Origin of the sequence: Psychrobacter nivimaris (assembly GCF_009812035.1) — a bacterium.
Taxonomy (GTDB): Bacteria; Pseudomonadota; Gammaproteobacteria; order Pseudomonadales; family Moraxellaceae; genus Psychrobacter; species Psychrobacter nivimaris.
On record NZ_VZIZ01000006.1, the window covers coordinates 51,515 to 77,637 of the forward strand.

At 41.1% G+C, this 26,123-nt stretch carries 21 protein-coding genes and 3 tRNA genes; 23 read left to right on the forward strand and 1 reads right to left on the reverse strand.

Features of this window, described 5'->3' with window-relative positions; genetic code table 11:
- Nucleotides 1–10 precede the first annotated feature (10 nt).
- From FQV37_RS02000 to FQV37_RS02110, 23 genes are all read left to right on the forward strand, one after another.
- On the forward strand, nt 11–1,531 hold the full coding sequence (locus FQV37_RS02000; protein ID WP_240990911.1) for an McrC family protein: 1,521 nt from the start codon (nt 11–13) through the stop codon (nt 1,529–1,531).
- A 249-nt stretch (nt 1,532–1,780) separates the two neighbouring features.
- A tRNA-Pro gene (locus tag FQV37_RS02005) sits at nt 1,781–1,857 on the forward strand.
- 105 nt (nt 1,858–1,962) lie between these two features.
- Nucleotides 1,963–2,039, forward strand: a tRNA-Arg gene (locus FQV37_RS02010).
- A 41-nt stretch (nt 2,040–2,080) separates the two neighbouring features.
- Nucleotides 2,081–2,156: transfer RNA gene (locus FQV37_RS02015), tRNA-His, on the forward strand.
- Between the two features lie 444 nt (nt 2,157–2,600).
- Nucleotides 2,601–3,542 carry an AraC family transcriptional regulator gene (locus FQV37_RS02020; protein ID WP_160021077.1) on the forward strand — a complete coding sequence of 314 codons (942 nt, stop codon included), beginning with the start codon at nt 2,601–2,603 and terminating at the stop codon, nt 3,540–3,542.
- Between the two features lie 330 nt (nt 3,543–3,872).
- Complete coding sequence (locus FQV37_RS02025; protein ID WP_102090814.1) at nt 3,873–4,934, forward strand: hypothetical protein; 1,062 nt, start codon at nt 3,873–3,875, stop codon at nt 4,932–4,934.
- An 83-nt stretch (nt 4,935–5,017) separates the two neighbouring features.
- Nucleotides 5,018–6,220: a type II secretion system inner membrane protein GspF gene (gene gspF, locus FQV37_RS02030; RefSeq protein WP_057758190.1), complete on the forward strand. Its 1,203-nt coding sequence runs from the start codon at nt 5,018–5,020 to the stop codon at nt 6,218–6,220.
- Nucleotides 6,221–6,741: 521 nt separating this feature from the next.
- Nucleotides 6,742–7,179 carry a type II secretion system major pseudopilin GspG gene (gene gspG, locus FQV37_RS02035; protein ID WP_102090915.1) on the forward strand — a complete coding sequence of 146 codons (438 nt, stop codon included), beginning with the start codon at nt 6,742–6,744 and terminating at the stop codon, nt 7,177–7,179.
- 245 nt (nt 7,180–7,424) lie between these two features.
- Nucleotides 7,425–7,973 carry a protein-disulfide reductase DsbD domain-containing protein gene (locus tag FQV37_RS02040; protein ID WP_102094697.1) on the forward strand — a complete coding sequence of 183 codons (549 nt, stop codon included), beginning with the start codon at nt 7,425–7,427 and terminating at the stop codon, nt 7,971–7,973.
- Between the two features lie 47 nt (nt 7,974–8,020).
- Nucleotides 8,021–10,150 carry a protein-disulfide reductase DsbD gene (gene dsbD / locus FQV37_RS02045; protein WP_160021078.1) on the forward strand — a complete coding sequence of 710 codons (2,130 nt, stop codon included), beginning with the start codon at nt 8,021–8,023 and terminating at the stop codon, nt 10,148–10,150.
- Between the two features lie 385 nt (nt 10,151–10,535).
- Entirely contained in the window at nt 10,536–11,984 is a 1,449-nt protein-coding gene (locus FQV37_RS02050) for a phospholipase A (protein ID WP_160021079.1), read from the forward strand.
- Between the two features lie 75 nt (nt 11,985–12,059).
- Nucleotides 12,060–12,896, forward strand: a complete 837-nt coding sequence (locus FQV37_RS14190; protein ID WP_240990912.1) for a ComF family protein — start codon at nt 12,060–12,062, stop codon at nt 12,894–12,896.
- A gap of 328 nt (nt 12,897–13,224) precedes the next feature.
- Nucleotides 13,225–13,725 (forward strand): pilus assembly FimT family protein, encoded by a 501-nt coding sequence (locus FQV37_RS02060; protein WP_240990913.1) that lies wholly within the window; start codon nt 13,225–13,227, stop codon nt 13,723–13,725.
- Nucleotides 13,725–14,225: a type IV pilus modification protein PilV gene (gene pilV / locus FQV37_RS02065; protein WP_160021080.1), complete on the forward strand. Its 501-nt coding sequence runs from the start codon at nt 13,725–13,727 to the stop codon at nt 14,223–14,225. Before FQV37_RS02060 ends, pilV begins: the two co-directional genes overlap by 1 nt.
- The gene (locus tag FQV37_RS02070) at nt 14,225–15,211 is read left to right on the forward strand and encodes a PilW family protein (protein WP_160021153.1); all 987 of its coding nucleotides are present in this window, start codon (nt 14,225–14,227) and stop codon (nt 15,209–15,211) included. The genes pilV and FQV37_RS02070 overlap by 1 nt, the downstream gene beginning before the upstream one ends.
- A 113-nt stretch (nt 15,212–15,324) precedes the next feature.
- The gene (locus FQV37_RS02075; RefSeq protein ID WP_160021081.1) at nt 15,325–16,143 is read left to right on the forward strand and encodes a pilus assembly PilX family protein; all 819 of its coding nucleotides are present in this window, start codon (nt 15,325–15,327) and stop codon (nt 16,141–16,143) included.
- Between the two features lie 76 nt (nt 16,144–16,219).
- On the forward strand, nt 16,220–20,677 hold the full coding sequence (locus FQV37_RS02080) for a pilus assembly protein (protein ID WP_160021082.1): 4,458 nt from the start codon (nt 16,220–16,222) through the stop codon (nt 20,675–20,677).
- Nucleotides 20,677–21,243 (forward strand): type IV pilin protein, encoded by a 567-nt coding sequence (locus FQV37_RS02085; RefSeq protein ID WP_160021083.1) that lies wholly within the window; start codon nt 20,677–20,679, stop codon nt 21,241–21,243. Before FQV37_RS02080 ends, FQV37_RS02085 begins: the two co-directional genes overlap by 1 nt.
- On the forward strand, nt 21,243–21,716 hold the full coding sequence (locus FQV37_RS02090; protein ID WP_160021084.1) for a type IV pilin protein: 474 nt from the start codon (nt 21,243–21,245) through the stop codon (nt 21,714–21,716). Before FQV37_RS02085 ends, FQV37_RS02090 begins: the two co-directional genes overlap by 1 nt.
- 326 nt (nt 21,717–22,042) lie before the next feature.
- On the forward strand, nt 22,043–22,552 hold the full coding sequence (locus FQV37_RS02095; RefSeq protein WP_160021085.1) for a pilin: 510 nt from the start codon (nt 22,043–22,045) through the stop codon (nt 22,550–22,552).
- A 314-nt stretch (nt 22,553–22,866) separates the two neighbouring features.
- A complete protein-coding gene (gene tfpZ / locus FQV37_RS02100) occupies nt 22,867–23,610 on the forward strand; it encodes a TfpX/TfpZ family type IV pilin accessory protein (protein ID WP_160021086.1) in 744 nt (247 codons plus the stop codon).
- A gap of 21 nt (nt 23,611–23,631) precedes the next feature.
- Nucleotides 23,632–25,044: a sulfatase-like hydrolase/transferase gene (locus tag FQV37_RS14135; protein WP_160021087.1), complete on the forward strand. Its 1,413-nt coding sequence runs from the start codon at nt 23,632–23,634 to the stop codon at nt 25,042–25,044.
- Between the two features lie 86 nt (nt 25,045–25,130).
- Nucleotides 25,131–25,637, forward strand: a complete 507-nt coding sequence (locus FQV37_RS02110; RefSeq protein WP_160021088.1) for a pilin — start codon at nt 25,131–25,133, stop codon at nt 25,635–25,637.
- A gap of 133 nt (nt 25,638–25,770) precedes the next feature.
- Here FQV37_RS02110 and fdxA read toward each other — a convergent pair whose 3' ends face one another.
- On the reverse strand, nt 25,771–26,094 hold the full coding sequence (fdxA, locus tag FQV37_RS02115) for a ferredoxin FdxA (protein WP_160021089.1): 324 nt from the start codon (nt 26,092–26,094) through the stop codon (nt 25,771–25,773).
- Nucleotides 26,095–26,123: the final 29 nt, after the last annotated feature.

Consider the following 26,123-nt stretch of genomic DNA (forward strand, 5'->3'; position numbering starts at 1 on the left):
TGACTGTTCAGTGATAACGAATAATCCATATTACGCCAAAGAGCACGCTATTAGGGCAAACAGTCGCCAGACTCGTATCCCTAACAGTAGTGTCGCTACCATGAATGTTATCACCGTGTTTGAGCATCAACGTTTGACCGTGCATGATTTTTTGCACGCGTCTGACTTCGATTGGCTAATGGCACAAGAGTTTGCAGTATTTACTATCAAGCGTAAGCAAGGGCAATGGCAGCTTAAGGTTGGGCACTATATTGGGATTATTCTCCTACCTAGTGGCATAACGCTTGAGATATTGCCAAAGCTAAATCAGTCTACTCAGAGCAATGATATCGTCCAGACCCGTCATTGGGTACAGGGTATGCTATCGGATTTAATTCATCTTGATGCGCATAACAATCGTAAGCTACCCAATACGAAAAATTTCGGTCAGTTTAGTTCCCAGTCCACTCCTTTACCGTTGAAAGTATTGCCTATATCAGATTGGCTGATTGAGCAGTTTTTGCAGCGTTTAATGGATTATCAACCAACCAAGCATTATCAGGCTCAGATTGAAAATCAGGCATCCTTGCAAGGTCGACTGCTCATCAAAGAGCAACTGCGTCACAATAGTATGCAACCGCATAAGTTCATCTGTGAAAGTAGCGTATTAAGTCACGACATGTTGGCCAATCGGCTGATTAAGAGAGCATTGGTTTACTTGATGCCTTTATTGCCCCAGTTTATTTCTTCAAAGCTGTTACAGCTATGGCAGCAGGTGTCTACGCTAAACAACCGCGAAATGCAGCAGATAGCGTTAATATATACTCAAGCAAAGCGTCAGCTAGACATTCAACCACTCCAAAAGCAAAAACTGCATGCCGCGCAGCAGTTAGTAGACTTGGCATACTGGTTATTGAAACAGACGATAGCTGCGACAGGTAACGGTATTGATCCAAATAGACAAAATTGCTCTCAGCTAAGATTGTGTTTATTGATTGATATGAATCAAGCTTTTGAGCAATGGGCAAGTCAGCGTATCGCATCTGTATTTCAGCAGATTAGTAGCAATTATCGTCCTTTTTACCAAACCCAAAGTGTCTGGCTTAACGATGCTGAGGGACTAGCATGCTTATCTATACGGCCTGATTTGCTGATATTTGAAATCGTCTCCGATGATTGTCAAAACCAGAACGATATAGTACCTAATCAAACTAAAGCCAAAAACAAAACCAAAGGTTGCTACAGTCATGTCATCGATATTAAGTGGAAGTATTTACCGCATGCCGCTGCGATTAGTGCGAGCGACGCTTATCAATTGACCAGCTATGCACAAGCTTACTTGGCGGGGCAGGTCTGGTTGGTTTACCCAGTGCTAGGTAATGATAGGCAACCAGTAGCGCTCAAGCAGCAATCACATTATAGTAATAATGATAGCAGTAGCGATGATATTAAAAACAATGGATCAATTGATGCCCATTTATGGTTAATGCCGTTTGATGTTTTGACAGGCACACTTAACGGTGAAGTACTGCCACATTTGGACAAAGCTTAATATCGTTATCAATGACAACGCGAATGACTGACTAATTGATAGATAAAAAAGGGTCTTTCTGTCACTATTTTGGCGAAATTGACGTAATTTTAAAAAAATTAGCGATTATTTGAAATTAATCGAAAATAGGTGTTGACACAATCGCCTTTACCCCTTAATATGTGCACCTCGATAGCGAGGAACATTAACAAGTTAGCGGCATTGCCAACAACGAGTTGATTAACAAACTATCGTGATAATAGAGAATTTCGGAGTGTGGCGCAGTTTGGTAGCGCATCTGGTTTGGGACCAGAGGGTCGTAGGTTCGAATCCTATCACTCCGACCATCTATTTTAAGAGCCTTACAGGCTTTTTTTTATGTATAACGGTTTAGTTTCTGATATAGTAAAATATATCGTAAAGTAAACTTAGTATATAAAAGTCCTCTAAGAGCGCCTGTAGCTCAGCTGGATAGAGCATCTCCCTTCTAAGGAGGTGGCCGCAGGTTCGAATCCTGCCAGGCGCACCATTTAGCCTGCAAATCTTGCCTATTCTTTGGCAATAGTTATGGCGGTTGTAGCTCAGTTGGTAGAGCCCCGGGTTGTGATCTCGGTTGTCGTGGGTTCGAGTCCCATCAGTCGCCCCATATTTTATTCTGTATGTACCTACATACAAATCATATCTTAATCTAAAAATATATAAGTAATAGCACTCGCCCTTGATGGCGATTTTTTTATGCCTATTCGATTTTATCTCTATATTATCTTTATAATATTAAACAGATAAAGTTTGATAGCACCTTCAATACTAGATAACCCTCCAAATTTTTATCAATACTTCCTGTAGGTTTTCCTTAAGGCCTAGCGTGACTGTGTCTCCTCTATTATTGTTTAGTAATTCTAATAAGTAAATAGACATGACGTTTTAAATGATGCATTATGCTTAAGTGTTATCACATCCATACTATTCAATAAAAATTATTTATTGGAGCAAGCATTGGCATAGAGCAAACCGACAGAAATTGTTATTAAGAATACTATTATTTTTTAAGATGAATCGTTATTAATCTGCATTATTGAGGAATTGATTGATGGACGCACTGAGTGTATTGCTGCAAAACGTGCATTTATTTGAGACTAAGTATTATCGTCTAAATGGCACTGGCAATTGGTCTTATTCTATTACTAGAAAAGACACCATTTTATTTTACTTAGTAATGTCTGGCGGTTTTTGCATTGATGTTGGTAATGGTCTACGAGAAGCTCGCGCTGGCGACATGATCATGATTCCGAATGCGCACAAGCATGTGAGTTACGCACTCAATCACCATGGCGATGTTGCTGAGTCGCTTGATGAACTATTGAGTAATTGCACCGAGCGTACACTTGATATCGATGGCGATGGCGATGGAGACCCCAATTCTTCTTTGATACTGATCGAATGTAAGTACGACAAAGAGATGATTAATCCTCTGTTGTCAGTACTGCCACCGATATTGCCTGAACTCAATGATGCTGCTGACGGTCGGTTTGAAGTGATTGATGTAGAGATAAAGCTGCTAACACTAGAAGCTGAGCGTGAGCGTATGGGCAAAACGGCCGTAATCAATCATTGGGCAAGCATCATGATGATTGAGTGTTTGCGCGTCTATATCGAAAGCTTGCCTGAAGCTACAGAAAATTGGCTCAAAGCCATGAAAGATCCATTTCTGACCAAGGCGCTAGCTGCAATGCATGGCGCACCGAGTGAAAGCTGGACCATTCATCAGCTTGCCGAAGTAGCAGGGATGTCACGTTCCAGCTTTGCACAGCGTTTCAAAGACACTGTTGGCATGCCACCACTGACTTATCTGATCGATTACCGCTTACGATTGGCGGCTCGCTATTTACGCTTACAGCAAAACAGTATTAGCCGTATCAGTGAGATGGTGGGCTACGCTTCAGATTCGACTTTTAGTCAGGCATTTAAACGTGTGTATGGTGTCTCGCCAAAAGTATACCGCCAGCAGTATCGACAGAACAATCTTGAATAGTTTTACAATTAAAATTCTAGTTCCAGTTTCTGTTTATTTAAGTAGAATCTCGAAGATAAGCGCTAAGGTCATTTATATGTCCTTGGCGCTTTTTTAATTTGTGAATACTTGTTATTTGTAGATGTTGAGTCACTCATATCTATAAGGCCTTTGGTAACTTGCTATGGCTATTTTAGTTAAGGGCAGCTGACATTGAGTCTGTGTTCAGGTACTATGGGTTGATGAGTCGTCGAGACAAAAGCGTTAGTGTTATAACGCGTTATATGTCCTTATATGCTAGGTGTATAAAAGGATCGAGACGATGTTTATCTTCGCTGCTGATGGTATGTTATGACTGAACCGACCGCAAAGCTAAATGCAGGAAACAATGGCCAACAAGAGGCTGCTGCACCTGCTAAAACAGAAAGTAATGTTGATAAAAACAATGCTGTAGAGAACCCGCATGTCGGCAAAGAGGCGCCGAAAAATGAGCCGGTAGATACACCTGATAAGGCGGCATTATTGACGATGTTTACCTTGTCAGATATCGAGGCGGTAGCAACTGAAGCAGTAATATCTGAGTCATCCGATAGTCTTACAGTAGCTGCAAAACCTGTGGCGCAAGAAACCAATGTCGCTACGCAGCGTGTTGCGCTTTATCGTGTTCAGCATGAGCGTACTCGACTGTTATATATGGCATCTGCCAATACGCGTCCTACTTACTTAGTACAAACCCTGAAGCCACAATTCGCAGAATATCAGCAATATTTACTTGCGCAGCAGCTCGATAAACGTGGGTTGATGGATACGGATACGCTCGAAAGACTCTGGCAGCAGCTGCATGTGGTCGATGACATTATTGCAGATATCGTGCGTCATATGCCTGCACAGCAGCCCGCCGGTTGGCAGCTGACGACTCAAGATGGTCGCAATCCATTGTGCTTTGCTACGGTCGGTAAGTTAAAGCACGGCAAGCCAATTCGCGACCAAGGTAGCCTCAATAGTTATGTGCTTGGACATTTTGGCGTGAGTAGCTTTACCTACGATCGAGGCTATTATATTGGTCATGTGGTTGGTTATTTATTCAGCTGTTATTATTGTGCTCACTTGTCGATCACTTATGGCGTCACAGCCCTTGGACAGCAAGTCGTGGCTGACTATGATTACGCCAGTCTTGAAACCCCGCATATGGTCAGATTATTACAAGGTCTTGACGGTTATTGCAAAAAACGCATTTATCAGTTGGCCGTTATTTGTGCGCGCTTGAGTGTTTTCGCGAGTGATAAACGTATTGAAAGAATGCTAATCGCTGAGGTCAATGACTTTGATAAAAAGCTACAGCAGCAGCATTTGGATGTCTTATTATTACAAGGTTTAATGCCTGATAGTAATGACTCAACGCCACTGCTCTAAGCGTTGAATGTCAAATTAATAAATTTCTATTAAGTCATAAATTATAACTGTCTACCTGTAAGTCTCTTAGGATATCTGTTGCCATGCCTGCCTATCATTTCAAAGCGCTTGACGACCATGGCGTTGTCCAAAAAGGCTTGCTAGAAGGGGACTCTGCGCGGCAAATTCGCCAGCAGCTGCGTGATAAGCAATGGACACCCGTTGAAGTCAACCCGGTCAATGACAGACAGAGTCAGAGCAAAAACCGCTACAAAAAACCGTCTGCATACGAGTTGGCATTGCTGACACGTCAGTTGTCTGTGTTATTGGCAGCGGGTATCCCACTTGAGGAAACCTTGGCAGCGGTTGCTAAGCAATCTCCAAAGACTCATATAAAATCCCTGATGCTTGCGGTACGCTCACATGTCTTAGAAGGGCTCAGCTTAGCACGTGCTCTGCAACAAGCTGCTAGCTTTCCACCGTTATATATCGCTACGATTGCTGCAGGCGAAAAATCTGGCCATCTTGACCTTATCCTCAATCAGCTAGCAGACTACACCGAAAACCGTTTTGCCCTCCAAAAGAAAATCCAAGGGGCTATGGTCTATCCAATTGTCCTGATGGTAATGGCAATTGCGGTAATTATGGGGCTGATGAGCTTCGTCGTGCCCAAAATTGTCAAAGTTTTTGAACAGTCTGAGCAAGCACTGCCTTTAATTACTCAAATCGTTCTCACGCTATCGAATATCATTACTCAGTGGTGGTGGTTAATATTACTGGTATTGGCAAGTACCGCATTTTTATTCTACCGTTTTGCCCAAACGCAAGCAGGTAAATTAACTATCGATAGCGTGGTGCTTAGATTGCCGATACTAGCTAGATTGTCCAAAGGTCTGAATGCCGCGCGGTTTGCCAGTACCCTTGCGATACTAGTACGATCAGGGGTGCCACTGATTGAGGCATTACATATTGGGGCTGCGGTCACGACCAATTTACATATCCAAAAAACGATTATTACTGCGGCTGATAGGGTCACAGAAGGCTCCAGCTTGTCTAGTCAACTAGAGAAATCTACTTACTTTCCACCGATGATGGTACAGATGATAAAAAGCGGAGAAAACTCAGGCGAGCTTGAAAATATGCTGAGCCGTGCCGCCAATATGCAGGAGGCAGAAGCAACCAATTTTATCAGCACCTTATTATCATTACTTGAGCCTTTAATGCTGGTGTTGATGGGCGTAGTAGTTATGATTATTGTAATGGCGGTTATGCTACCTATCGTTAATATGAACGATTTAGCAGGCTAGGTTCAGTCGCTAGCCTATGATTCATTATGCTATTCACATACAGACAGCTTCCTATCTCCAAAACCTCTATTTAGTTCTCTTTTACTCTATTCATATCACCTAACTTGCTTGCTAAACCTTGGACTAGCTTTCTTAAGGTTTGCTTACTGTTGTATATTGTTGAACGAACGCTATTTTTGCTATGGCAAACACAAGCGCCGCGCTATAGTAAGCACGGTTTAATAGTCATACAGTTGGTGTCATTCAATATTTAGCTTCGGCTGAAATAGCAAACCCAAACTAGGTACAGCGCTGGATAAAAATAAAACCATGGTTTATAGTGACAATAGTTTAAGAGCTCATTGATATATCATTAATGAGAGCTATGATAGAACGCCACTTTTACTATTTACATAACTGTGATGACCAAAGCGATGACTATGACTGACAAACTCCAAGTAAATATAACGCCAAAAAGTGCTATTCAGGATACGCAATCCCATTCAAATATTGTAAATGACCATAAGACCGCTTCTTCAGCTATGCAGCGCAGTGCGACAAAAAAGTCTGGTCAATCAGGATTCACTCTTATCGAAATTATGGTCGTTATTGTGATCCTAGCCATTCTTGCTGGATTAGTGGTACCAAAAGTAGTTGGTCAAAGTGATAAGGCCCGTGTGAAAACAACTGAAACGGCGCTTGCCACTGTCTCAAATGCGTTAGATATGTATAAGGTTGATAACTCCCGCTATCCGACGACCGCTCAAGGGTTAGAGGCGCTTACGACACCGCCAGCTGATGCAAAAAACTATCCTGAAGGTGGGTATATTAAAGGTGGCTATCCGACCGATGGCTGGGAAAATGAGATGCAGTATGTTGCACCAGGTAGTGAAGGGCGACCTTACGATTTATTTTCGTTAGGTGCTGATGGTCAACAAGGTGGTGAAGGTCAAGATGCGGATCTTTATGCTCAGCTATAAGGCTTAATAACAGACGTATAGTGAACAAATTCTGATACTGATATAGCTTTGTAGAATGAAACATTCGTTCATCCATGCACTTTCAACAATTTATAAATATCAACCAATATTCTCTTATTGGTTGATATTTTTTATCAGTAGATAAATCGCCTGCTGTTCATTACAAGTTTGATAGCCAGTGCTATAAATATATCTATGCGCTCAGCAAAATAGTCATCGCAAACTGCAATTAAAGGTAATCATCTATGTCGATTCAACAGTCTAATAAATATTTTTCTAAAAACCTTTATAAATTGGTTCTAACTGTTGCAAGCACTTCATTAGTAACGGTTCTGTCAATGACATCGATCAGTGTACAAGCAGCAGGGTTAAATGACTTATTTAAAAATAGCTCCTCGGCAAAATCAAAGTTCTTACCAGTGGATGAAGCCTTTCAGGTGGTCAGTAATACCAAAGCGACTTCCAAAGGCACGCGGTTGTCGATTAGTTTTGAAATTACACCAGGGCATTATGTCTACAAGGATAAGCTTACGTTGAGCTTCCCTAAAGGAATAAGCGCCACGCCGTTCGCTTTTAATCAATCACCAGTATCAATCAATGATCCGACCTTTGGTCAGGTTCCTGTATTTACGCAAAGAAGCGTCATTGCAACCACAACACTGACGACGAGTAATGGTAAGGGCGCCAAAAACGCGCCTGTTATTATTGGTTGGCAAGGGTGTGCAACGGCTGGGCTATGCTACCCACCAGAAAAAGTTAAAACCAAAATAGACATTGCTGCGACACGCAGATAAATAGCGAGCAGATTGATTAAAATATCGGTAATAATAGGTAGCCATTCATGTCCATCAAGACATCACCAAAGTCTTCATCATTTAGCGTATCTACCCATTCGAAAAAATCCCATATCTTAGCGCTTGCCATCGCTAGTGGCTCATTGCTGACAGGTTTATCAGCGACATCGACGGTACAAGCGGCAGGGTTAGGCGACCTTTTTGGTAGTAGTGAAAGCTCATCGAAGTCAAAGTTTTTGCCAGTAGATCAAGCGTTTCAGGTGAGTACAGATAGTACCCCTGTCAAAGCAGGTACGCGGTTATCTATTAATTTCGATATCACTCCTGAACATTACGTCTATAAAAAGCAAATTAAGCTTACGCTACCCGCTGGCGTGACGGCTGCACCTTTTACCTTTAGCCAGACACCATATTCGATAGATGATCCGACTTTTGGCAAAGTACAGGTATTTGACCAAGCGAATATGGTCGCTACCACCACACTGACGAACAATAGTGGTAAGAATATAGATAGTGCCGCTATCGTCGTCGGCTGGCAGGGCTGTGCAAAAGCAGGACTATGCTATCCACCTGAAAAGATTAATACGACTGTCAATATTGTAGCCGCATCGACACAGGTATCAGCAGATAGTGAGAGTACTGCGAGCTCGACCGACTCAGAGAATAGTGCTACGGCGACACCAGAGGAAGTAAGCTCAACAGCTCTTGATAATACTTTGCCTCATGAGGCGCAAGCACTGACAGACGATGGTGCTATTGACTATGATCTCATTGATGACAGCGCTGTAGAGTATGATTCTTTAGATAGTAGTGCAGCGATGAATACGATTTCTGCAGCAAATAGCAGCGTAACAGGCGAGACGGCCAATAGCGAAAGTACCTTGAGCAACAGTTTCGTTGATAGCGATCCTTTTGGTTTGGCCTCTCACCCTTGGTTGGCATTAGTACTATTATTTTTAGCAGGCTTAGGCTTAGCTTTGACGCCATGTGTGTTACCGATGCTACCTATCGTGGCCAACATTGTAGCCCGCGAACAAAACCCAACGGTCAAACGCGGTGTCATCTTGACCACCAGTTACGCGATTGGGGTAGCGACTGCTTATGGTATTTTGGGCGCTGTTATCGCAGTATTCGGTGAGTCTTTAGGTATTATTGGTTGGCTGCAGAATCCAATTATTCTCATTAGCTTTGCTATTGTTTTTATACTTCTCGCACTATACATGTTAGGTCTTTTCAGTGTGCGATTACCACAAGCGATCAGTCGAAAGATGCAAGGCTTAAGCCAAGCAGGTGACAGTAAGCTTGGTAGTACAGGCGGCAGTTTAATCGCTGGGTTTCTATCAGCACTAGTCGTGTCACCTTGTGTTTCTGCGCCATTATTTGGGGCATTATTAGCGGTCTCTACCATTGGTAGTCCGTTGCTCGGCTTTGCCGCTTTATTCATGCTGGGTTTTGGTTTATCAGCGCCGCTTATCCTAATCGGTGCTACTCAAGGCAAGATTATGCCAAAGGCAGGCGAGTGGATGAATTGGGTCAAGCAAGGCTTTGCTTTACTACTATTTGCTGTGGCACTGTTATTGATTGAGCGCGTCTTTATATCGCCAGTCATGCTTATGGTATGGGCATTATGGTTTATGGTCGTGGCAACATGGGCATGGAGTTGGCTAGGTAAAGGTCGTATGCTGACCCAAGCACTAAGCCTTATCGCTGGTATTTGGGCGGCTTGCCTAATAGTTGGCGCTGCATTGGGCAATGACGATAGCTTACATCCACTAGCGTCATTGGGTGCAGCACCGATGATGGTACAGTCAACGTCTGGTCAACCAGTGAATAGTGATAGTACCACTGATAAGACGATCACGACGCTTGCAGAGCTAGATACCATTGTCGCAGCCAATCCGAATGTCATTGTCGATCTAACGGCAGAGTGGTGTATTGAGTGCCGGATTATGGACAAGAACCTGTTTCATAATCGTCCGGCGCAGATGCAAGATTGGCAATTAGTGAAGCTCGATATCACTGAGACGACAGCAGACTCAAAAGCCGTGTTGTCTCGTTACCAACTCTTTGGTCCACCAGCGCTACTATATTATATTGATGGTCAGCTAGTAAATCAGCAAGTTGGTGAGATCGGTCGCTCAGAATTTGAGCAAACATTATCGGCGTTGAACAACTAACATTTAATAATGAACACTTAAGAAACCAGTGTAATATTTCGAAAACTCTTAAGAATGTTAAGAAGGCCAGTATACTAAGAAAAGTATGCTGGCTTTTTTGATGCCATTAAATTCATACTATAGAATATTTATTAAGTATTTGTTATATAAGCAATTATATTGATAGGTGGTTATTTTAACTATCGATAAAGCTAGTATCGTGCTTATATTTTCATTACAATAAAGAAACAATGCAGCAGGGGCACTAATTGTCATTTTTTCCGCTCCTAGTATCTGCGATTAGCTGATAGTATCAGTCAATTCTATTTTAGCGATAACGCTAATGGCTATATTAATTACCTCATATACTCTGCTAGCGCTAATGCTAGTTAGATAAAGGACACTTATGTTTGCCCATACCATTACTCAGCGTCACCAACAGCCGTCTTACCAGAATGCGCATATGCCTCTTCGTATTGCAGTTGCTCTTGCGTTGAGTTGTACCGCGATACAAGTACAAGCTGCTGATGATTCTCAGACTTATAACGAACTGCCAGCGCCCGAAGCTGCGTTTGAATACGAGGATCTTGACCTATCACAGAGTCTTGATAACAGTGCGATATCTTCTGATATGAGTACACAAAGTGGCAAAATAATTAGCAAAGAATTTATTGCTCAGCAAGCCAAGCTATTTTCTGAATGTACCCAAGTTCAGTCTAGTGCTGCTCGACTCGCTTGTTTTGATAAGGTAGCTGAACAAGGTAAGACACCAAGCTATACCTCAACCAAACAACCAATTGATTTGGCAAAGACCTTTCAAAGTACGGTCTCAGGTAATCCAAAAGTGATATTGGCTGAGTCTCAAACGGCGATGAGCGGGACGACAGTTGAAGATGCAGATACCATCTTAATGACCAATCAGCAAACAGCAGCCAGCAAATTGAAGGCAAACGGTAACGTAGAAGTAGATGCTGAAACGAATAGTGAGGCACAGATTTTAGAAAATGTAGGTGTCACTCAAACAGATATCGAAAAATTCTCGCCACTCAGTCTATCTTATGACCTAGACAAAAATAGTGAGCGTGGTACTTGGACGGTCAGACCATATCGACCGACGTATCTGTTGCCACTATTTTATACTTTCGATCCCAATTTAAATCCAAGTACACCATCGCAAGAAACAGATCCTTTTGATTCTAATGATATACGTGAGACTGAGTTAAAGTTCCAATTATCCTTAAAAACAAAAGTCGCAGAAGATTTGTTTGATACCAGTGCTGACCTATGGTTTGGCTATACCCAAGAATCACATTGGCAAGTTTATAACGAAGACAACTCGCGTCCATTCCGTGCTACCGATTATCAACCTGAAATATTCTTAACCCAACCTGTGACAGCAGATCTGCCTTTTGGTGGACGTCTGCGTATGTTGGGCGCAGGTGCTGTGCATCACTCGAATGGACAAGATGACCCATTATCACGTTCATGGAATCGTGCCTATCTCATGGCAGGTGCAGAGTGGGGCAGACTCTCGGTCATACCGCGCCTATGGGCTCGAGTAAATAGTGAAAATAGTAGCGATGATGATAATCCAGATATCGAAGACTACATGGGCTACGGTGATATCAAATTCTTATATGACTTGCCGGCTGATCAGAGCATTAGCGGTACCTTGCGCTACAATCCAGGTACCAATAAAGGTGCTGCGCAAATCGACTATATCTATCCTATCTCAGAAAACGTTAATGGTATGGTTCAGCTATTCCAGGGATATGGTGAGTCGATCATTGATTACAATCATGAAAATACCTCTATCGGCTTCGGTATCGTACTGAATGATTGGAAAGGGCTTTAATTCGGAAAGGACACCAATTTGAGAAAGGCTCTAATATAGGTGGAATTTATGATAAGTTATGACAAGTTATAGTTTATGCGCGGTTTAGCGCCTTATCAAACTGGACTGTGGTTGGCAGAGTATATGGATATGCGCTGCCAACTATGCCGTATTTATCGTAGTACACCACAATCTCAATTATTGCGCCATCAAGCACCATCTAGCCTACATAATATAGTGGATGCGCCGCCTACACGGACAGCCTTAAAGAAACACTCTTTTCTTACTAATATCGTTCATCAAGCAAACAGCCATTTAAGCAGTGGTTTACTTTGTGCTCACTGTCACAACGATATCACTTGGTTGCCAAGACCTTTTGAAGTGGATATCGCTCCTAGTATATCTCTATCTATCCAAGCCTCTACTTACTACGAGTATCCAATACGTCAATCTATCCGAGCATTTAAGCATCAGGAGGATATGACGAAATTGCCGTTATTATTGCATGCTATACGTCAATTACCGCGTCCACACGGTTGTCATCGCAATAACAGTGTGATTGTTGCTATGCCAACGACAAGTCAACGATTGGTCAAACGTGGGTTCGATCCTGTCAGTATTCTATCTGCCCAATTGTCTAAATATTGGCAAATTCCTTTATGGCAGGGCATTAAGCGTATTGACGATACAGTTAGTCAGCAAGGACTGTCTCGTGCCGAACGTCTTAGTAACTTAGATAACGCGTTTGCTCTAATCGAAAAGCCTCCTACAAAACGCTTGCTATTATTTGATGATGTATCTACCACAGGGGCAAGCTTACAAGCATTAGCGCGAGCGTTCATTTCACCTACAGCAATAAAGTCAGTAACAGATAGCGGCCATAATAGTTATCAAATTTCTGCTTACGTATTAGCACATGGCAGCAAATCCTAAACCTAGTATATTTTTGTCAGCAATATCTAATTATTGCTAATATATTTCCTTAACGCTATATTATTATAGTTATGTATACTAATTTGTTGTTCTGAGCTAAATGTCTAAACGATATTTTGGCGAACTAATACATTAATTAAGGACTTCAGAGAGCATCTGTAGACATTTTTAGATGATGTTCATTAAATATCGTGGAATGAAAATTGCATATTATTGAATAAATATATGTAAGAAGTCATGGTAGTAGTAAGGTAAAAACATAAGATACTCATACTCAATACGCCGTAAGTAAAAGACAGATAATTGCAGTTTTAAATAGGAACACGATGTGAATGCATCTTTGAACATTCTACCACCTAAGCTGAAGAACGTAAGCTCAGGTTTTACCTTGATTGAATTGATGGTAACGATTGCTGTACTAGCTATTATTGTCGGTATCGCAGCGCCTAGTATTAGCACTCAACTTGCAAACCAGCGTGTGAAGTCGACAACAGCTACTTTAGTTAATGCACTGAAAGAAGCTAAAGCCGAAAGTATTATTCGTCGTCAAAACGTTAGTGTTATATATGACGCTTCTACTACTCCTAAAAAGATTACCTTACAAGCTAATAGTATCAGCATATCTAGCTATAATATTAGTGAACAAAGCACTATCAGTATCACACCTACTACAGAAACTACGATTGTTTTCCAGCCTAATAAGTTGATTGCTAGTGACAATGAGATATCATACTTAATCTGCGATAGCGGCTCTAGTAATGAAACACTTGGGCAAGTGCGTGTTAATAAAATTGCTAACATCAATACTATAAACGTTGGGAGCTGCTGATGAAAGCGAAGTCTACACAGGAGGGCGTAGGGCTGATAGAGGTGATGGTTGCGATTCTATTACTATCTGTTGCAGTACTTGGATTTAGTGCTCTACAATTGCGAACAATTAGTGCTACTGATGAGAGCTTGCTACGCACTCAGGCACTCAGTGTTATCCGTGGCTTAGCGGAGAATATGCGTGCTAATTCGCAACAAATTGATACCTATCAACAGACAATTAATGATGCTACAAAGACCGTTGAAAGCTGTACTGAATGTACTGCTGAGCAGATTGCTATTAATGAGTCTAAAGCAGCATTTGAGCAGTTAAACGACTATGGTATTAGTGTGAAAATGGTTATTTGTCCAGGAACAGCTGATTTTTCTCAGGTCAAATGTGTGATCGCGGCCTGGAGAGATACTAAGCCATTAATGGATGATAGTGACAATGATGCTTGTGCGAATGAAAATGGTATTTATAACAGTGGTAGTAACTGTATCATTGTGGAGACATATTGATGAAATCCGATATACCTATAAACATTAGATATCATCAAGGCTTTACACTGATTGAGCTTATGATTTCGCTAGTTTTAGGCTTGTTAATATCAGCTGCTGTAATTCAGGTTTTTATTACTAGTCAACGTGTAGATCGCATACAGAATGCAGGTTCTGAAATTCAGGATTCAGCAATATTTGGTTTGCAAGGTTTAGAATATCAGTTAAGACTGGCAAATCTTGGCAATGATGGAGTGCCTCTTAATGACAAAACTACTATAGGCGGTGTGGTACTTACTTCTAGCGACGATGATACAGATCTTGTCAATGTTTTAACTACAAACGAGCTAAAGGATGGTTTTTTGACTCGTAGTCATGATATGAGCAGTACGGGAAATAAAGATCGTAGATGGAACGGTCTGACTAACACCGATGTTGCTAGTGACCAGCTTACTATTCAATATACTAATACTACAGGTCAGGTGCTACAAGATTGCGAAGGTAAAAATGTGGAAGTGAATGAGCACGTAATTACTCGTTATTTTATAGCAGAAGACGATAATAAAACTGGTCTAGATAGAAAGAACTTAAATCTGAATTGTGATGCAGGTAGAATAGAAAAGAAAAATGATACTGAATACGAACACCAAGACTTTGGTGATATTGGTCAAACTGTCATTAGAAATGTAGATCAATTTAATATTCGTTTAGGTGTAAAACAAGAAGTTCCTACAGCAGGAGGAGGTAGTAGCTATGAATATCGAGATATGACAGTCAAACAATACATGGATCTCACTACTGATAAGCCTTTTATTACTAATATTAAGCTGGCCATATTGGCTAGAAGTACGGCGAATAGCCCAGTAGATAGTAACAACAAGTTTGACATATTTGGTGTAGAGCAAACTCTAAAACCACAAACGGACGCGCCAAACTATTTACGTAGAGTCTATACCACCAATACGCTATTACGTAATGCTAGAATCGTAAATATTATTAGAAGTTAGCAGCTAATATAGAAAAGTAGGTTTATCTAGTTTATTTTAGTGGCAGTGGCACAACTTCTTTGATCAATCCATCAGATCAAGCTTATCTTGACTGTAAAAGGTAATAGTTAGCTATGAATAGCAACCGCTCGCGCACTTATCCTTCAATAGCTTCCGCCCAGCGCGGTGCGGTATTGATTGTGGTCTTATTATTTTTGACCTTGATTATATTAGTCGGTGTGATTGCGGTACGTAATAGTAGTACCGATCTTAAGCTAGCGACTAGCGATCAGATAAATACGGTACTACTGCAGTCCTCAGATAGTGTCAATAACAAGATCGAGATGTCGGTAAACGGCTTGCCCTCTAGTGAGCAATACAAGCAGATAATGGGGATTACCGGTATTTTTGGCTACTATTTTTTGGGTGATAATGATGATGACCTGATCGATTTTTGTTATCGACCCCGTTCCGCCTTTTTCAATATTGATAACGCAGTTATACGCCGTGGTGGTGGCAAGATAGTCAATAATACTACTGGGTATTGTGACCCCACTCAGGCTGATGATTATACGAGCAGTCGTAACACTACCATGACGCAAGTTATGATCAAAAACGTGAGCTCTACTGCTAATAGTGGGCCTTTTGAGCAGATGAGCCTAGGCTCGGACTCTGAAGAAAAAACTTCAAAAATGTATACCTTTGATATTTACTCGACCTCAGTATTACCTGCCTATGGTAATGCCAAAAATCAGAAAGTAAAAGAGTGCTTTGCAAAAGATGCCTCGGATGACGTAGACGGTGTGGCAAAATGTATGAGCGACAATAACATACCTAATAAAATGCTGGTAGAGCAGGTCGATGTGGCCAATATAGAAAGTAGCGATTACTGTACTTATTTCGGTAATAGTACCAAAACAGGTAGCTCAAATGCCTTGTGTAGAAACAGCTAAGTCACGCACAGCTGATCCTAGAGCTATTACACAAATGCTGTCACGCTTATGGTAGCTATGATTAAGAGATAATATTATGAAACTCAAACCTATCAATCGTTTTCAAGCTTCCGTGGCTAAAGCTATTGCATCTAATGCTCAAAATATCAGTAAACCTTGGTGGCGTGTCTCTAGTCTGAGTGCTGCGGTATTGGGTATGATTTGCATGACTATGTCGCAAGCGGCAGTCAATCAAGATGGCGTAGTCAGCCAAATTGGTGATTTGAGTATCTATCAGCCGGCTGCGACTGCACGTACTAACCTGATGATGATGATTGATACCTCAGGTTCGATGGGGATCAGCTCTTTAGTACTACCAAAAGTCAACCCTTTTGGTAGTCCGGGTGATGTAGATGTCCCCTTGTGTGATCGTGTCCCAGTCGCAGAGTATAATAACTCTAGAAATACGGCTTATAATATTTTTGAATGGGCTTATAACCTCACCGATAAAAATCCAGCTAACGAGACTTTCAATAAAACCTCTATAAAAAAGAGCGTCACGATTGGTTCTGAAACGATTGATTATTATGTGCGCGGCTGTACGAAGGAGGTTGGACAGGGAGCGAATGCCAAAACGGTTACAGAACTAGATCGACTGTCGCGTCTAAAAGATGCCTTACTACCTTTATTAGCCAGTGATCAGATCAGTGATACTGTATATATGGGACTTGGACACTTTTCATCAAAGGCAGAGCCTAGCGCAGGTGAGCCGATTACTATTGGTAATGCATCTAACGTATTAGTAGATGGTCACTCCGGGCGCATACTAGTGCCTGCAGCACCTTTGACGACAGCCCAGCGCCAGAAAATAGCAAAAGAGCTGGCAGGCTTTCAGTCACTTGACACCACCACAGATGAAAAGGGTAAAAAGGATTCTGATCTCAAGCTCTCTAGCGATAGCTATCCAGATGTCACTAAGCCCTCAAGTGGTACACCTACTGCTCATGCTTATGCAGAAGCAGGGGCATATATGATGGGGACTGGTACAGGTGTAGATACTAAGACTGTAAAAAATGTAGGAATCATTTACGATGGCTATATGGTGAAGCAGAAATCTGTTAATGAAGATAAACAGGTATACTTTGTTTGCATTGAGTTAGGTACTAATAAAACCTCAGCAATCGGAGCCGTTGTAGAACAATGCGTGAACAATTGGCCAGGACGTAATGGCAGTAATATCGCTCAGGGTACTGTCAATAACGGTATTTATTACCCTAACGGTTCTGGTGGATGGGGAAGAGTGACTAGCCAAGCTGATTTTAAAACGAAAATAAAAAGTTTAACTGGTAAAGATGTCTCCATAAATGACTTATGGGACACTTATGAGGCGCTACCCGTTGGCTGGCGTTACGGCGGTTGGTTAAAAGTAGATCAAGAACCACTGGATATCGAACCTATCGTTGGTACAGTATGGGGCTATGGTGAGGGTATTAGAGGCTTAGTGTCCTATCGAACCAGCCCGTTTTCCATAGTTCCTGATACAGAGAACTTATTTGGCGGTTTGAGGTACTCAGCACCCGACACTAAAAACCCTAATGGCACAGCTTATATTCAAGGTAGTAGCACAGAGACCTGTGATAGTAATGGTATCTATTTCTTAACCGATGGCGCGCCAAACTCGACTAAGCCTGAAATGGCGCGTACGATTATGAACCGATCATTAACTAATTCTTATGGAATAAGTGGTGTACCAACTGGATTGGTCTCACCAAAATTACAATCCAACCTTTTCGTTGGTGAAACAGGCGGTTGGGAATATATCGGTGAATATGCCAAAAAACTATATGACAAAACCGAGAATCCATCTGGGGCTAGTATTAGAACAGCGGTAGCAGGCTTTGGCTCATCATTTGCAGGCATCCCTAAAAATAGCGATGGTACTTATAACTGCGAAGCGGCAACCAGTCTAGATGCCAAAAACGCTTGTAAATGGGGTGGGCCAAATTACGGTAACGGTGGTTTCTTTTATGCACAAAGCTCTGAGGATATTGCCAATAGTGTGCAAAAGTTCATCACTGACTTAAATCAGATTATTAATACCACTCCAGCAGGTACGATTACTGTGCCTGAAGATCCATATAGAACCAGTACCACTTTGCCTTACGCTTATCTGCCAATGATTGAGCCTAAGGTAGGCGATACTTTTAAGGTATGGCCGGGCAATCTTAAAAAGTACGAAACTAAGAACGGCACCTTATATGGTAAGAATAACCATCGTCTCTACAGCGATATAAAAGGCACTCTTAATGATAGTGCAGCGGATCAGTGGCAGCAGTCTAGCCCTATACTAGGGAATGCTTCAGTCACTAACGGCGGGTTTTATTCTCGTCTGCGCGCTCCTACTCTCAGCGCAGTAGCTAGTACGCGCAATGTATTTATTGAAAACTACAAAGTTTTAGATAACACAACCATACCTAGCGGCGTAGTCAAAGTAGGTGTCGATAGTACAGGTACTCCGATAGGCTTCCCAAAAATCAACGATAGCGTTTATCGCTCTGGTGGCTTGTCACTACTGCAGTCCAAACGCATTATGTTAAAGTTTTTAGGTTATGACGTTGATTACTTATTTGACTATAGAGATAGTGACGGTACGGTTACCTATATAGACGAGATGAAAATGCAAAACCACCTTCCAACTGACACTATTCGTCAGGTCGGCGGTGTGGTTCATTCAAAACCCACGTTAGTCTCTTATAGTGCAGAGGTAGATGAAGCCGGTAACATTACTGCGGACAACCGTGAGGACTATCTATTATTTGGCTCAATGGATGGAGCGCTGCATCTGGTGGATGCTGAGACTGGTGAGGAGCAGTGGGCGCTAGTGCTACATGAGATGTTCCGTAAGCAGCCCAAAGCGTTAATCAAAGGTGCGATGGGAGAGTTAAGTTTTGGGGTCGACGCTCCTTGGTTAGTGAGTGCAAAATATCGTTATCAGTCAACCACGACTAATGATGGTACCAAGATTCGCAAAGTATCATTATATAAGCCTGATAGTAGCAATGCAGACGACGTTACTAACACCAGCAACTTCTTGCCTATGGCGGCCTACGGCGGCTTTCGTATGGGCGCTGATGGACTATACGGCTTAGATTTAGAGGATAAAGATAAGCCTAAGATATTATTTAGTATTACTGCTGATACTACTAATGCTACGCCTGTGCTACACCAGAATAATAACGGTACGTTACAGACCACAGTGAATAGTAATTATAGCAATGTAGGTCAAATCTGGAATCGGGTTACTACCGCACGCATAGGTGCTGGCACGGCCAATGGCAAAGCCAAAGATGTGATCATCTTCGGTGGCGGCTATGATATGGCTTATGAAGATCCGCAGTTTGTACCTACCACTGCTGCTAGAGGAAGCTCACTATACATCGCTGATGCCAAGACAGGCGAGCATATATGGTCGTGGGACAACCCGTATAATCATAGTATCGTCGCAGGTGTCACCCCGCTTGATCGTAATAACGATGGTCTATTTGATCACTTATACTTTGCTGACTTAGGCGGAAATGTGTTCCGTGCTGACTTTATCAATAGTAAGACAGAAACTTATAGCAATGTACGAGTAGTAAGAGTGCTAGAAGCCTCTAGTAGCGACGCTGCAAAGCAGATGCCTTACCGTTTCTACGATCGTCCCGTCGTAAGCTTCTATAGAGATGCTCAGAGCAAGATATTTGCATTAGTGAACCTCGCTTCAGGGGATCGTAGCTCACCTTTAGCCAAGCGTCGTGACGTTAATAGTACTAATAACTCCAAAGCCAACCGGATTTACGGGATAATCGACAGAGATATAGTGCTGCCTGATTTATTGACCGTAGCCACATCAACTCTTAACGTTAGGAATATGGACGATGATGACTTGGTTGAGCTTGGCGGCGATAAACTAAGGACAAATGCGAGTACGGGTCTGCGTGCTGCTAAAGAAAACTTAATCGCCGAGATGGTCAATAAGACCAAAAATGGCTGGTACTATCCACTAACCCGATTCGCAGGACATGAAAACGTCTCACACCTAAAAGCCGTAGGCGATTATCGCGTCATCAATAGCTTCCTATATACGTCAATCTACGATCCTAATATATCGTATAACGATGGCAATGTCTGTGAGGCACAAACGCTCGGTGGTTCAGAGACTCAGCTATACTGTCTCCCTTACGGCGTCTGCATGGACGAAAGCTCTCTTACCGGTACCGGTGGCTTCTTGCCCGCGGGTAAGGGTATTCAGGAGCTTGCGCTAGGAGCAGTCAATGCGCAAAATCTAGATACCACAACGCTGTTAGGTATCCGTACTTTGAGCGAGCGTATGGATGATCCGCGGTTAGGCTATGGAAGTGACCCGAACAAAGATCCTATTAAGTTTATTACCGATCCTGACAATCCTAACCCTTATGGCAACGCGACTACGACCGATGGTGATGGCATCATGGCCAGTATTTTGTTCAAGCCAAGGTTTGAGCTGACTCCAACGCAGTGGTTTGAGAGTAACTAATGCTTATCCGTCCCGCTAAGTCTAATCAGAGCGCCAGCTCAGGATTTACGCTCATAGAGCTGATGATTATTGTCATTATCATCGGCATATTGGCGGCCATTGCTATTCCCAGCTATAGGCAATATGTGATAAGAAATGCCGAGCGTGATGTGCAAGCTAAAATGCTTAATTTAGAGTTGCAGCTGGAGCGATGGCGATCATCCGCATTAACTTATAAAGGTTTTGAACCGCAGACAATTAATAGCGCTGATAATAAGGCAAGCTATGGTTACGATGCCAGCAACACGATTATTTATGTACCACAAGGCAGTAATGCCACCAACTATCGCTACCAGATTACCCTTGTCGATGGTGCTGCTGACCCTGAGAAGTCTTTGGTGACAACTGATACCGCTATTGATAACGCGACAGGCAGGACATGGAAGATGCTGGCAACGCCTAATAGTACAGGTACCTTTAAAGAAGCGAACAATATGTTAATGACCAGCACAGGTATACGTTGTCAAAACAAGAGTAGTATCACGATTACGGCGACTAACTGCGGTACAGGTCAGGAGGAGTGGTGATGGCAACAACGTATTGTAAGCGACATAAGATCACTCAAACTCAGTATGGATTTACCTTGATTGAGCTGATGATTGTGATCGCTATCATTGGTGTTATGGCTGCTATTGTCTATCCCAGCTATCAGCAATACATCATCAAAGCCAAGCGTGCCGATATGATGAGTGAGATGCAGAATATTGCTTCAGTGATAGAAAGCCGAAAGTTGGCACAGGGCAGCTATAGTGATATCAGTTCAAGTATCAAAACAGAGTTTGCAGTTGAGTATCCTAAACAGGGCAATGCTCTATACGATGTTACTATTAATCCACTAACATTAACGCCTCCGGATAATATACTGACTGACAAATGGATAATCACTGCTGTGCCAAAAACTGGCAGTCAAATGGCAGTTGACGGTAACCTTAGTCTAAATTACCGTAACGTAAAGTGTCGAGGGAGTATATGCGGTAATAGCAATGAATGGAATAGATAATATTTTACAATTGTCACCAAAAAACTGACAAAAAGCGTCAGTAAAATTTACTATCTGCTCTTAAAAAGATATCAATTGACAATTTTTAGTAGGTTAGTAGCAATAATGGTAACGGTTTGTAAGGAGAAATTAGCCAATAAATGTTTAAGTCGTACTGATTCTAAGAGTTATAATCTTATTTGGGCTATAAGAACAATAATAATGAATATTTGGCATGCTATCTGCATTAGTTATAACAAGAAAGAAATTTATTATATCCCTAAAGATAAAATGCGCTAGTAGAAACAATAGCCACTTTATCCTTATATACCCCTAAAGGACATACTATGAACACTGTACAAAAAGGTTTTACCTTAATCGAATTAATGATCGTAATCGCTATTATCGGTATCCTAGCGGCGATCGCTCTACCTGCGTATCAAGACTATACTGCTCGTGCAAAAGTAAGCGAAGTGGTATTAGCTGCATCAACATGTCGTACTGCTATTACAGAAGCTTCACAGACTGGGCTCAAAGCAACTCCAGATGCTAAAGATGGTTTTGGTTGTGGAGAAGGTGGCACTGCTTCTAAACCTCTTTCTCAATATGTACAGAATATCTCTACTAGTAAAGATGGTGTGATTACAGCAACTGCTCAAAACATTAACCAGCTTGGTGATAATGTATTACTCACATTATCACCTTATAGCACTGTTAGTTCTACAGGCGCTGGTGCAGCTGCAAGTGTAGCCGCTGACTTTAACCGCTCATCTGTTAAACCTATCGTTGCTTGGGAATGTGGAGCACCTACCACTAATGGTATTGCAGATAAATATTTACCAGCATCTTGTCGCTAATTTTTATTAGTAAGTATTTTATCTAGTAAGTCATGTCAAAAAGCCAAACATCTTGTTTGGCTTTTTTGTACGTTAAAGTATGAGCAAGGTCGACCAAATTACAAGGGAAAGTGATAGTTGTTGATTTTGTAATATGGTTTTAAATACCTATTTTACTTTATACCATTCCCAAAAATTAGAGTAACGCGGAAAAATTGCGCAAGTACTACACCTAGTAGTCTTAGCAAATTTGACAACGTTAATTGCACTTTTTGGGTTTGGTATTAGATAACAACGTAAAGCTAATTGAATGTTTAAATTAAGATGAGATCATCATGCGTTATGATGCAAAAATATTTAAAGATAAATTAAAAGCATTTATTATTCACCTCGCTATCAGCTTAACATTGGTATTAGCTGCTTATATGCTTATAAACTTGTTATGGTATCCTGCACCGCTATTTAAGGCTACTGATGCCGGCAAGATTTTTATTATGATTCTAATAATAGATCTGATATTAGGTCCATTATTAACTTTCGTTATATATAAAAGTAACAAACAAAAGTTGATTTTAGATTTGACAGTTATTGTCTTGATTCAGTTAAGTGCTTTAGGTTATGGTTTATATTCAGTCTATCAGGCGCGCCCCGTATGGATTGCTTATGTAGTTGATAGGTTTGAGCTGGTTCGAGCCAATGACATACTTCAAGAAGATGAACAAATCTACTATCTACCAAAGTTTGGTCCAAAATATATTTATGTTGATTTAGCAAGCCTTAGTGCTAGTGAAAAATTAGACTCCATACTGGATGAGACAACGTATAATATTAGTCCTGCTCAAAAACCTAAGTTTTATAATGATTTTGAGTTGGCCAAACCTTTAGTGATAAAAAATAGCCAAGATGTTAATCTTTTGAATAACTATAACCATGCTATAGAAGTAAGAAAATTTTTGGAGAGATATCCAACAGCGGATAGCTTTCTGCCTCTTAAAGCAAATGCCGTTGATATGACAGTGCTTATCGAAAAACAAGGCGGTGGAAAAGTCATAAAAATTGTAGACTTACGTCCTTGGTAATAAAATAAGAGCTTATCGTTTATGTCCGAATCTATATGGTCTAAAGAATACAAATTACCGTCATCTCCTATAAAGTTTAATAAAATAATCTATGCAATATTGCTTATACTGCTGCCGAATTTGGTTTTTCTAGTAATAAGTCTTATAACTACAACCTCTAGACCATTAATAAATATAGACTATGTTATACCAGTGATATTTATTCTATTAAAAAACAAGTTGTTAAAGTGGCTTGGTATTATTAGCTTGGCTATCATGACAATTCCTGACATTGCTATGTTCGTCATACAGCTATTTCCATTTATGGATTTACAGGGAGTTTTATATTTAGCACCTTTTATACTAGAAGGTCCTATTCGCTATATAATATTTATATTGGCTGCTTTTATATATACTTTTTTATTACCGTTTTTAATCAAGTCTTTTTCGAAACCGATAGACAGTTTGCACGCTTTGATAGCTGGTAGTTCTGTTCTACTTTTAACTTACTTGATATCCATGAGTGATATTGAATATAGCGCAGGATCAAAGTTGACCTTTGGTTCTGAAAATAACTATATTGCGGCAAGTCAGACCGAACTTTATATTGAACTTCAAGATTCAGTATTTTTTAAAGAGGCTGGAGTCATGACTTCCTTTTCTCCTAGCCAATTTAATCGTGTTGTATCTAAGCTTGATAAACCTTTGAATGATAAGATTTTACTTATAATTGTTGAGTCACTAGGTGCAGCTTCTAACCCTGGTCTGCAGAAAGAAATTTTAGAGCCTTTAAATCAGCAACAATATTTATTCGATCATTATGACAACGGTTTTTTTGAGGCGCCTACTTTTACTGTAGGAGCTGAAATCAAAGAGCTTTGTGCTAAAGATATCAGAGGTTTTGGACTACGCCTGGTTCCTGACTCAAGCTTTCCTCTTTGCTTACCTAAAATTTTGGCGAACCAAGGGTATCAAACAACAGCTTTGCATGGTGCAAGTGGTAAGTTATATGATCGATTCAGTTGGTACAGAAAAGCAGGATTCAAAGAGGTAATTCTTTCTGAAAACCTTGTTGAAGCAGAGCGATGTAGTGCATTTAATGGCGTCTGTGATGATGAGGTTTTTCCTATCATAAAAAAGTACTTTGAAGATGATCGGAAAGCATTCTTTTATTGGATGACGCTTACTTCACATGCACCATATGCAAAAAAAGACATTTATAGTAAACGCCTCGACTGTAAATACTATGATATTGAAGACAACGAGGTTTGTAGAAACATGACTCTACAAGCACAGTTCTTTGAAGGTTTGGCGAAGCTCAATACTCTTCCTGAAATGAAAGGTGTCGAGGTTATATTAGTAGGTGATCATGTGCCGCCTTTAATTGATGGAGCAATAAAAATTAAAGAGTATGAGCATTTGTCAGTCACATGGCTGCATTATAAAATAAAATAATAATTGGAGTGGTTTTTACTTTAGAAAGAATGGCACATAGTATGCAGTGAAATATAGTATCAGTTATAATGCGGTCTAATATTATCATGTCTTTTAGTTCAAATAATTTTTCAAAGGCTCAAATTGGTTTCACATTACTAGAGTTAATGGTAGTTATCGCTATTATAAGTATTTTGGCCGCAATAGCCTTACCTATCTATCAAAATTACTCTGTTAGAGCACAAGTTACCGAACTAGTATTGGCTGCTTATTCGTGTCGAACTTCAGTAACCGAAAGTATACAGCAAGCCTCAAACACCGATGTATCAGCTGAGCTGATTAATACATGTACTTTTATCACTACTAAATATGTGAAAAGCGCTACAGTGGATGCCAACGGTGTAATCACAGTTTCAGCTGATGAAGCTAATCTGCCAATTTTAAGTGTGGCAACTAATACATTGACGCTTGTCCCTATACAAGCAGGTACTACCGAATTGGTCGGTACGTCTGATGGTGGGAAAACCATTGCTGGCTGGCGTTGTGGTTCAGCAACAGATGGTACCACTATTCCTACTCAGTATTTACCTAGCTCATGTACGGGAGCTTATTAGTTGTTTGGATTTTATATCTTATAGAAAGTTAGACTAACCAATTCTCGTTAATTATAAAAAAACCACCTAACAGCATATCGCTATTAGGTGGCCTTTTATTGTCTAAATATATTGAGTAGAACTGAAGATACAATTACTTCTCTAAATACTGAATCTTACCTTCGACACCATCCCACTTTTCAGCTTCCGGCAATTGCCCTTTCATCTCAGTGATATTCGGCCATTTTTGGGCCAGATCAGCATTTAGCTCCGTAAACATCTCTTGCCCTTTGGGCACTTCATCTTCTGAGAAGATCGCATTGGCTGGACATTCAGGCTCGCATAGCGCGCAGTCGATACACTCATCAGGATCGATGACGAGGAAGTTTGGGCCTTCATAAAAGCAGTCCACAGGACAGACTTCCACACAGTCGGTGTATTTGCAAAGAATGCAGTTATCTGTAACGACAAAGGTCATAGTGATGTCTACCTGTTATTGGATTGAGC

Bases quoted from the DNA above. Each gene is read 5' to 3' on its own strand.
- FQV37_RS02085 (WP_160021083.1), top strand. From the start codon at position 20,677: ATGCTTATCCGTCCCGCTAAGTCTAATCAGAGCGCCAGCTCAGGATTT.
- FQV37_RS02050 (WP_160021079.1), top strand. From the start codon at position 10,536: ATGTTTGCCCATACCATTACTCAGCGTCACCAACAGCCGTCTTACCAG.
- FQV37_RS02025 (WP_102090814.1), top strand. From the start codon at position 3,873: ATGACTGAACCGACCGCAAAGCTAAATGCAGGAAACAATGGCCAACAA.
- FQV37_RS02075 (WP_160021081.1), top strand. From the start codon at position 15,325: ATGAATAGCAACCGCTCGCGCACTTATCCTTCAATAGCTTCCGCCCAG.
- pilV (WP_160021080.1), top strand. From the start codon at position 13,725: ATGAAAGCGAAGTCTACACAGGAGGGCGTAGGGCTGATAGAGGTGATG.
- FQV37_RS02040 (WP_102094697.1), top strand. From the start codon at position 7,425: ATGTCGATTCAACAGTCTAATAAATATTTTTCTAAAAACCTTTATAAA.
- FQV37_RS02090 (WP_160021084.1), top strand. From the start codon at position 21,243: ATGGCAACAACGTATTGTAAGCGACATAAGATCACTCAAACTCAGTAT.
- FQV37_RS14135 (WP_160021087.1), top strand. From the start codon at position 23,632: ATGTCCGAATCTATATGGTCTAAAGAATACAAATTACCGTCATCTCCT.
- FQV37_RS02110 (WP_160021088.1), top strand. From the start codon at position 25,131: ATGTCTTTTAGTTCAAATAATTTTTCAAAGGCTCAAATTGGTTTCACA.
- dsbD (WP_160021078.1), top strand. From the start codon at position 8,021: ATGTCCATCAAGACATCACCAAAGTCTTCATCATTTAGCGTATCTACC.
- FQV37_RS02020 (WP_160021077.1), top strand. From the start codon at position 2,601: ATGGACGCACTGAGTGTATTGCTGCAAAACGTGCATTTATTTGAGACT.
- tfpZ (WP_160021086.1), top strand. From the start codon at position 22,867: ATGCGTTATGATGCAAAAATATTTAAAGATAAATTAAAAGCATTTATT.
- gspG (WP_102090915.1), top strand. From the start codon at position 6,742: ATGCAGCGCAGTGCGACAAAAAAGTCTGGTCAATCAGGATTCACTCTT.
- fdxA (WP_160021089.1), bottom strand. From the start codon at position 26,094: ATGACCTTTGTCGTTACAGATAACTGCATTCTTTGCAAATACACCGAC.
- gspF (WP_057758190.1), top strand. From the start codon at position 5,018: ATGCCTGCCTATCATTTCAAAGCGCTTGACGACCATGGCGTTGTCCAA.
- FQV37_RS02095 (WP_160021085.1), top strand. From the start codon at position 22,043: ATGAACACTGTACAAAAAGGTTTTACCTTAATCGAATTAATGATCGTA.
- FQV37_RS02080 (WP_160021082.1), top strand. From the start codon at position 16,220: ATGAAACTCAAACCTATCAATCGTTTTCAAGCTTCCGTGGCTAAAGCT.
- FQV37_RS02070 (WP_160021153.1), top strand. From the start codon at position 14,225: ATGAAATCCGATATACCTATAAACATTAGATATCATCAAGGCTTTACA.
- FQV37_RS14190 (WP_240990912.1), top strand. From the start codon at position 12,060: ATGCGCGGTTTAGCGCCTTATCAAACTGGACTGTGGTTGGCAGAGTAT.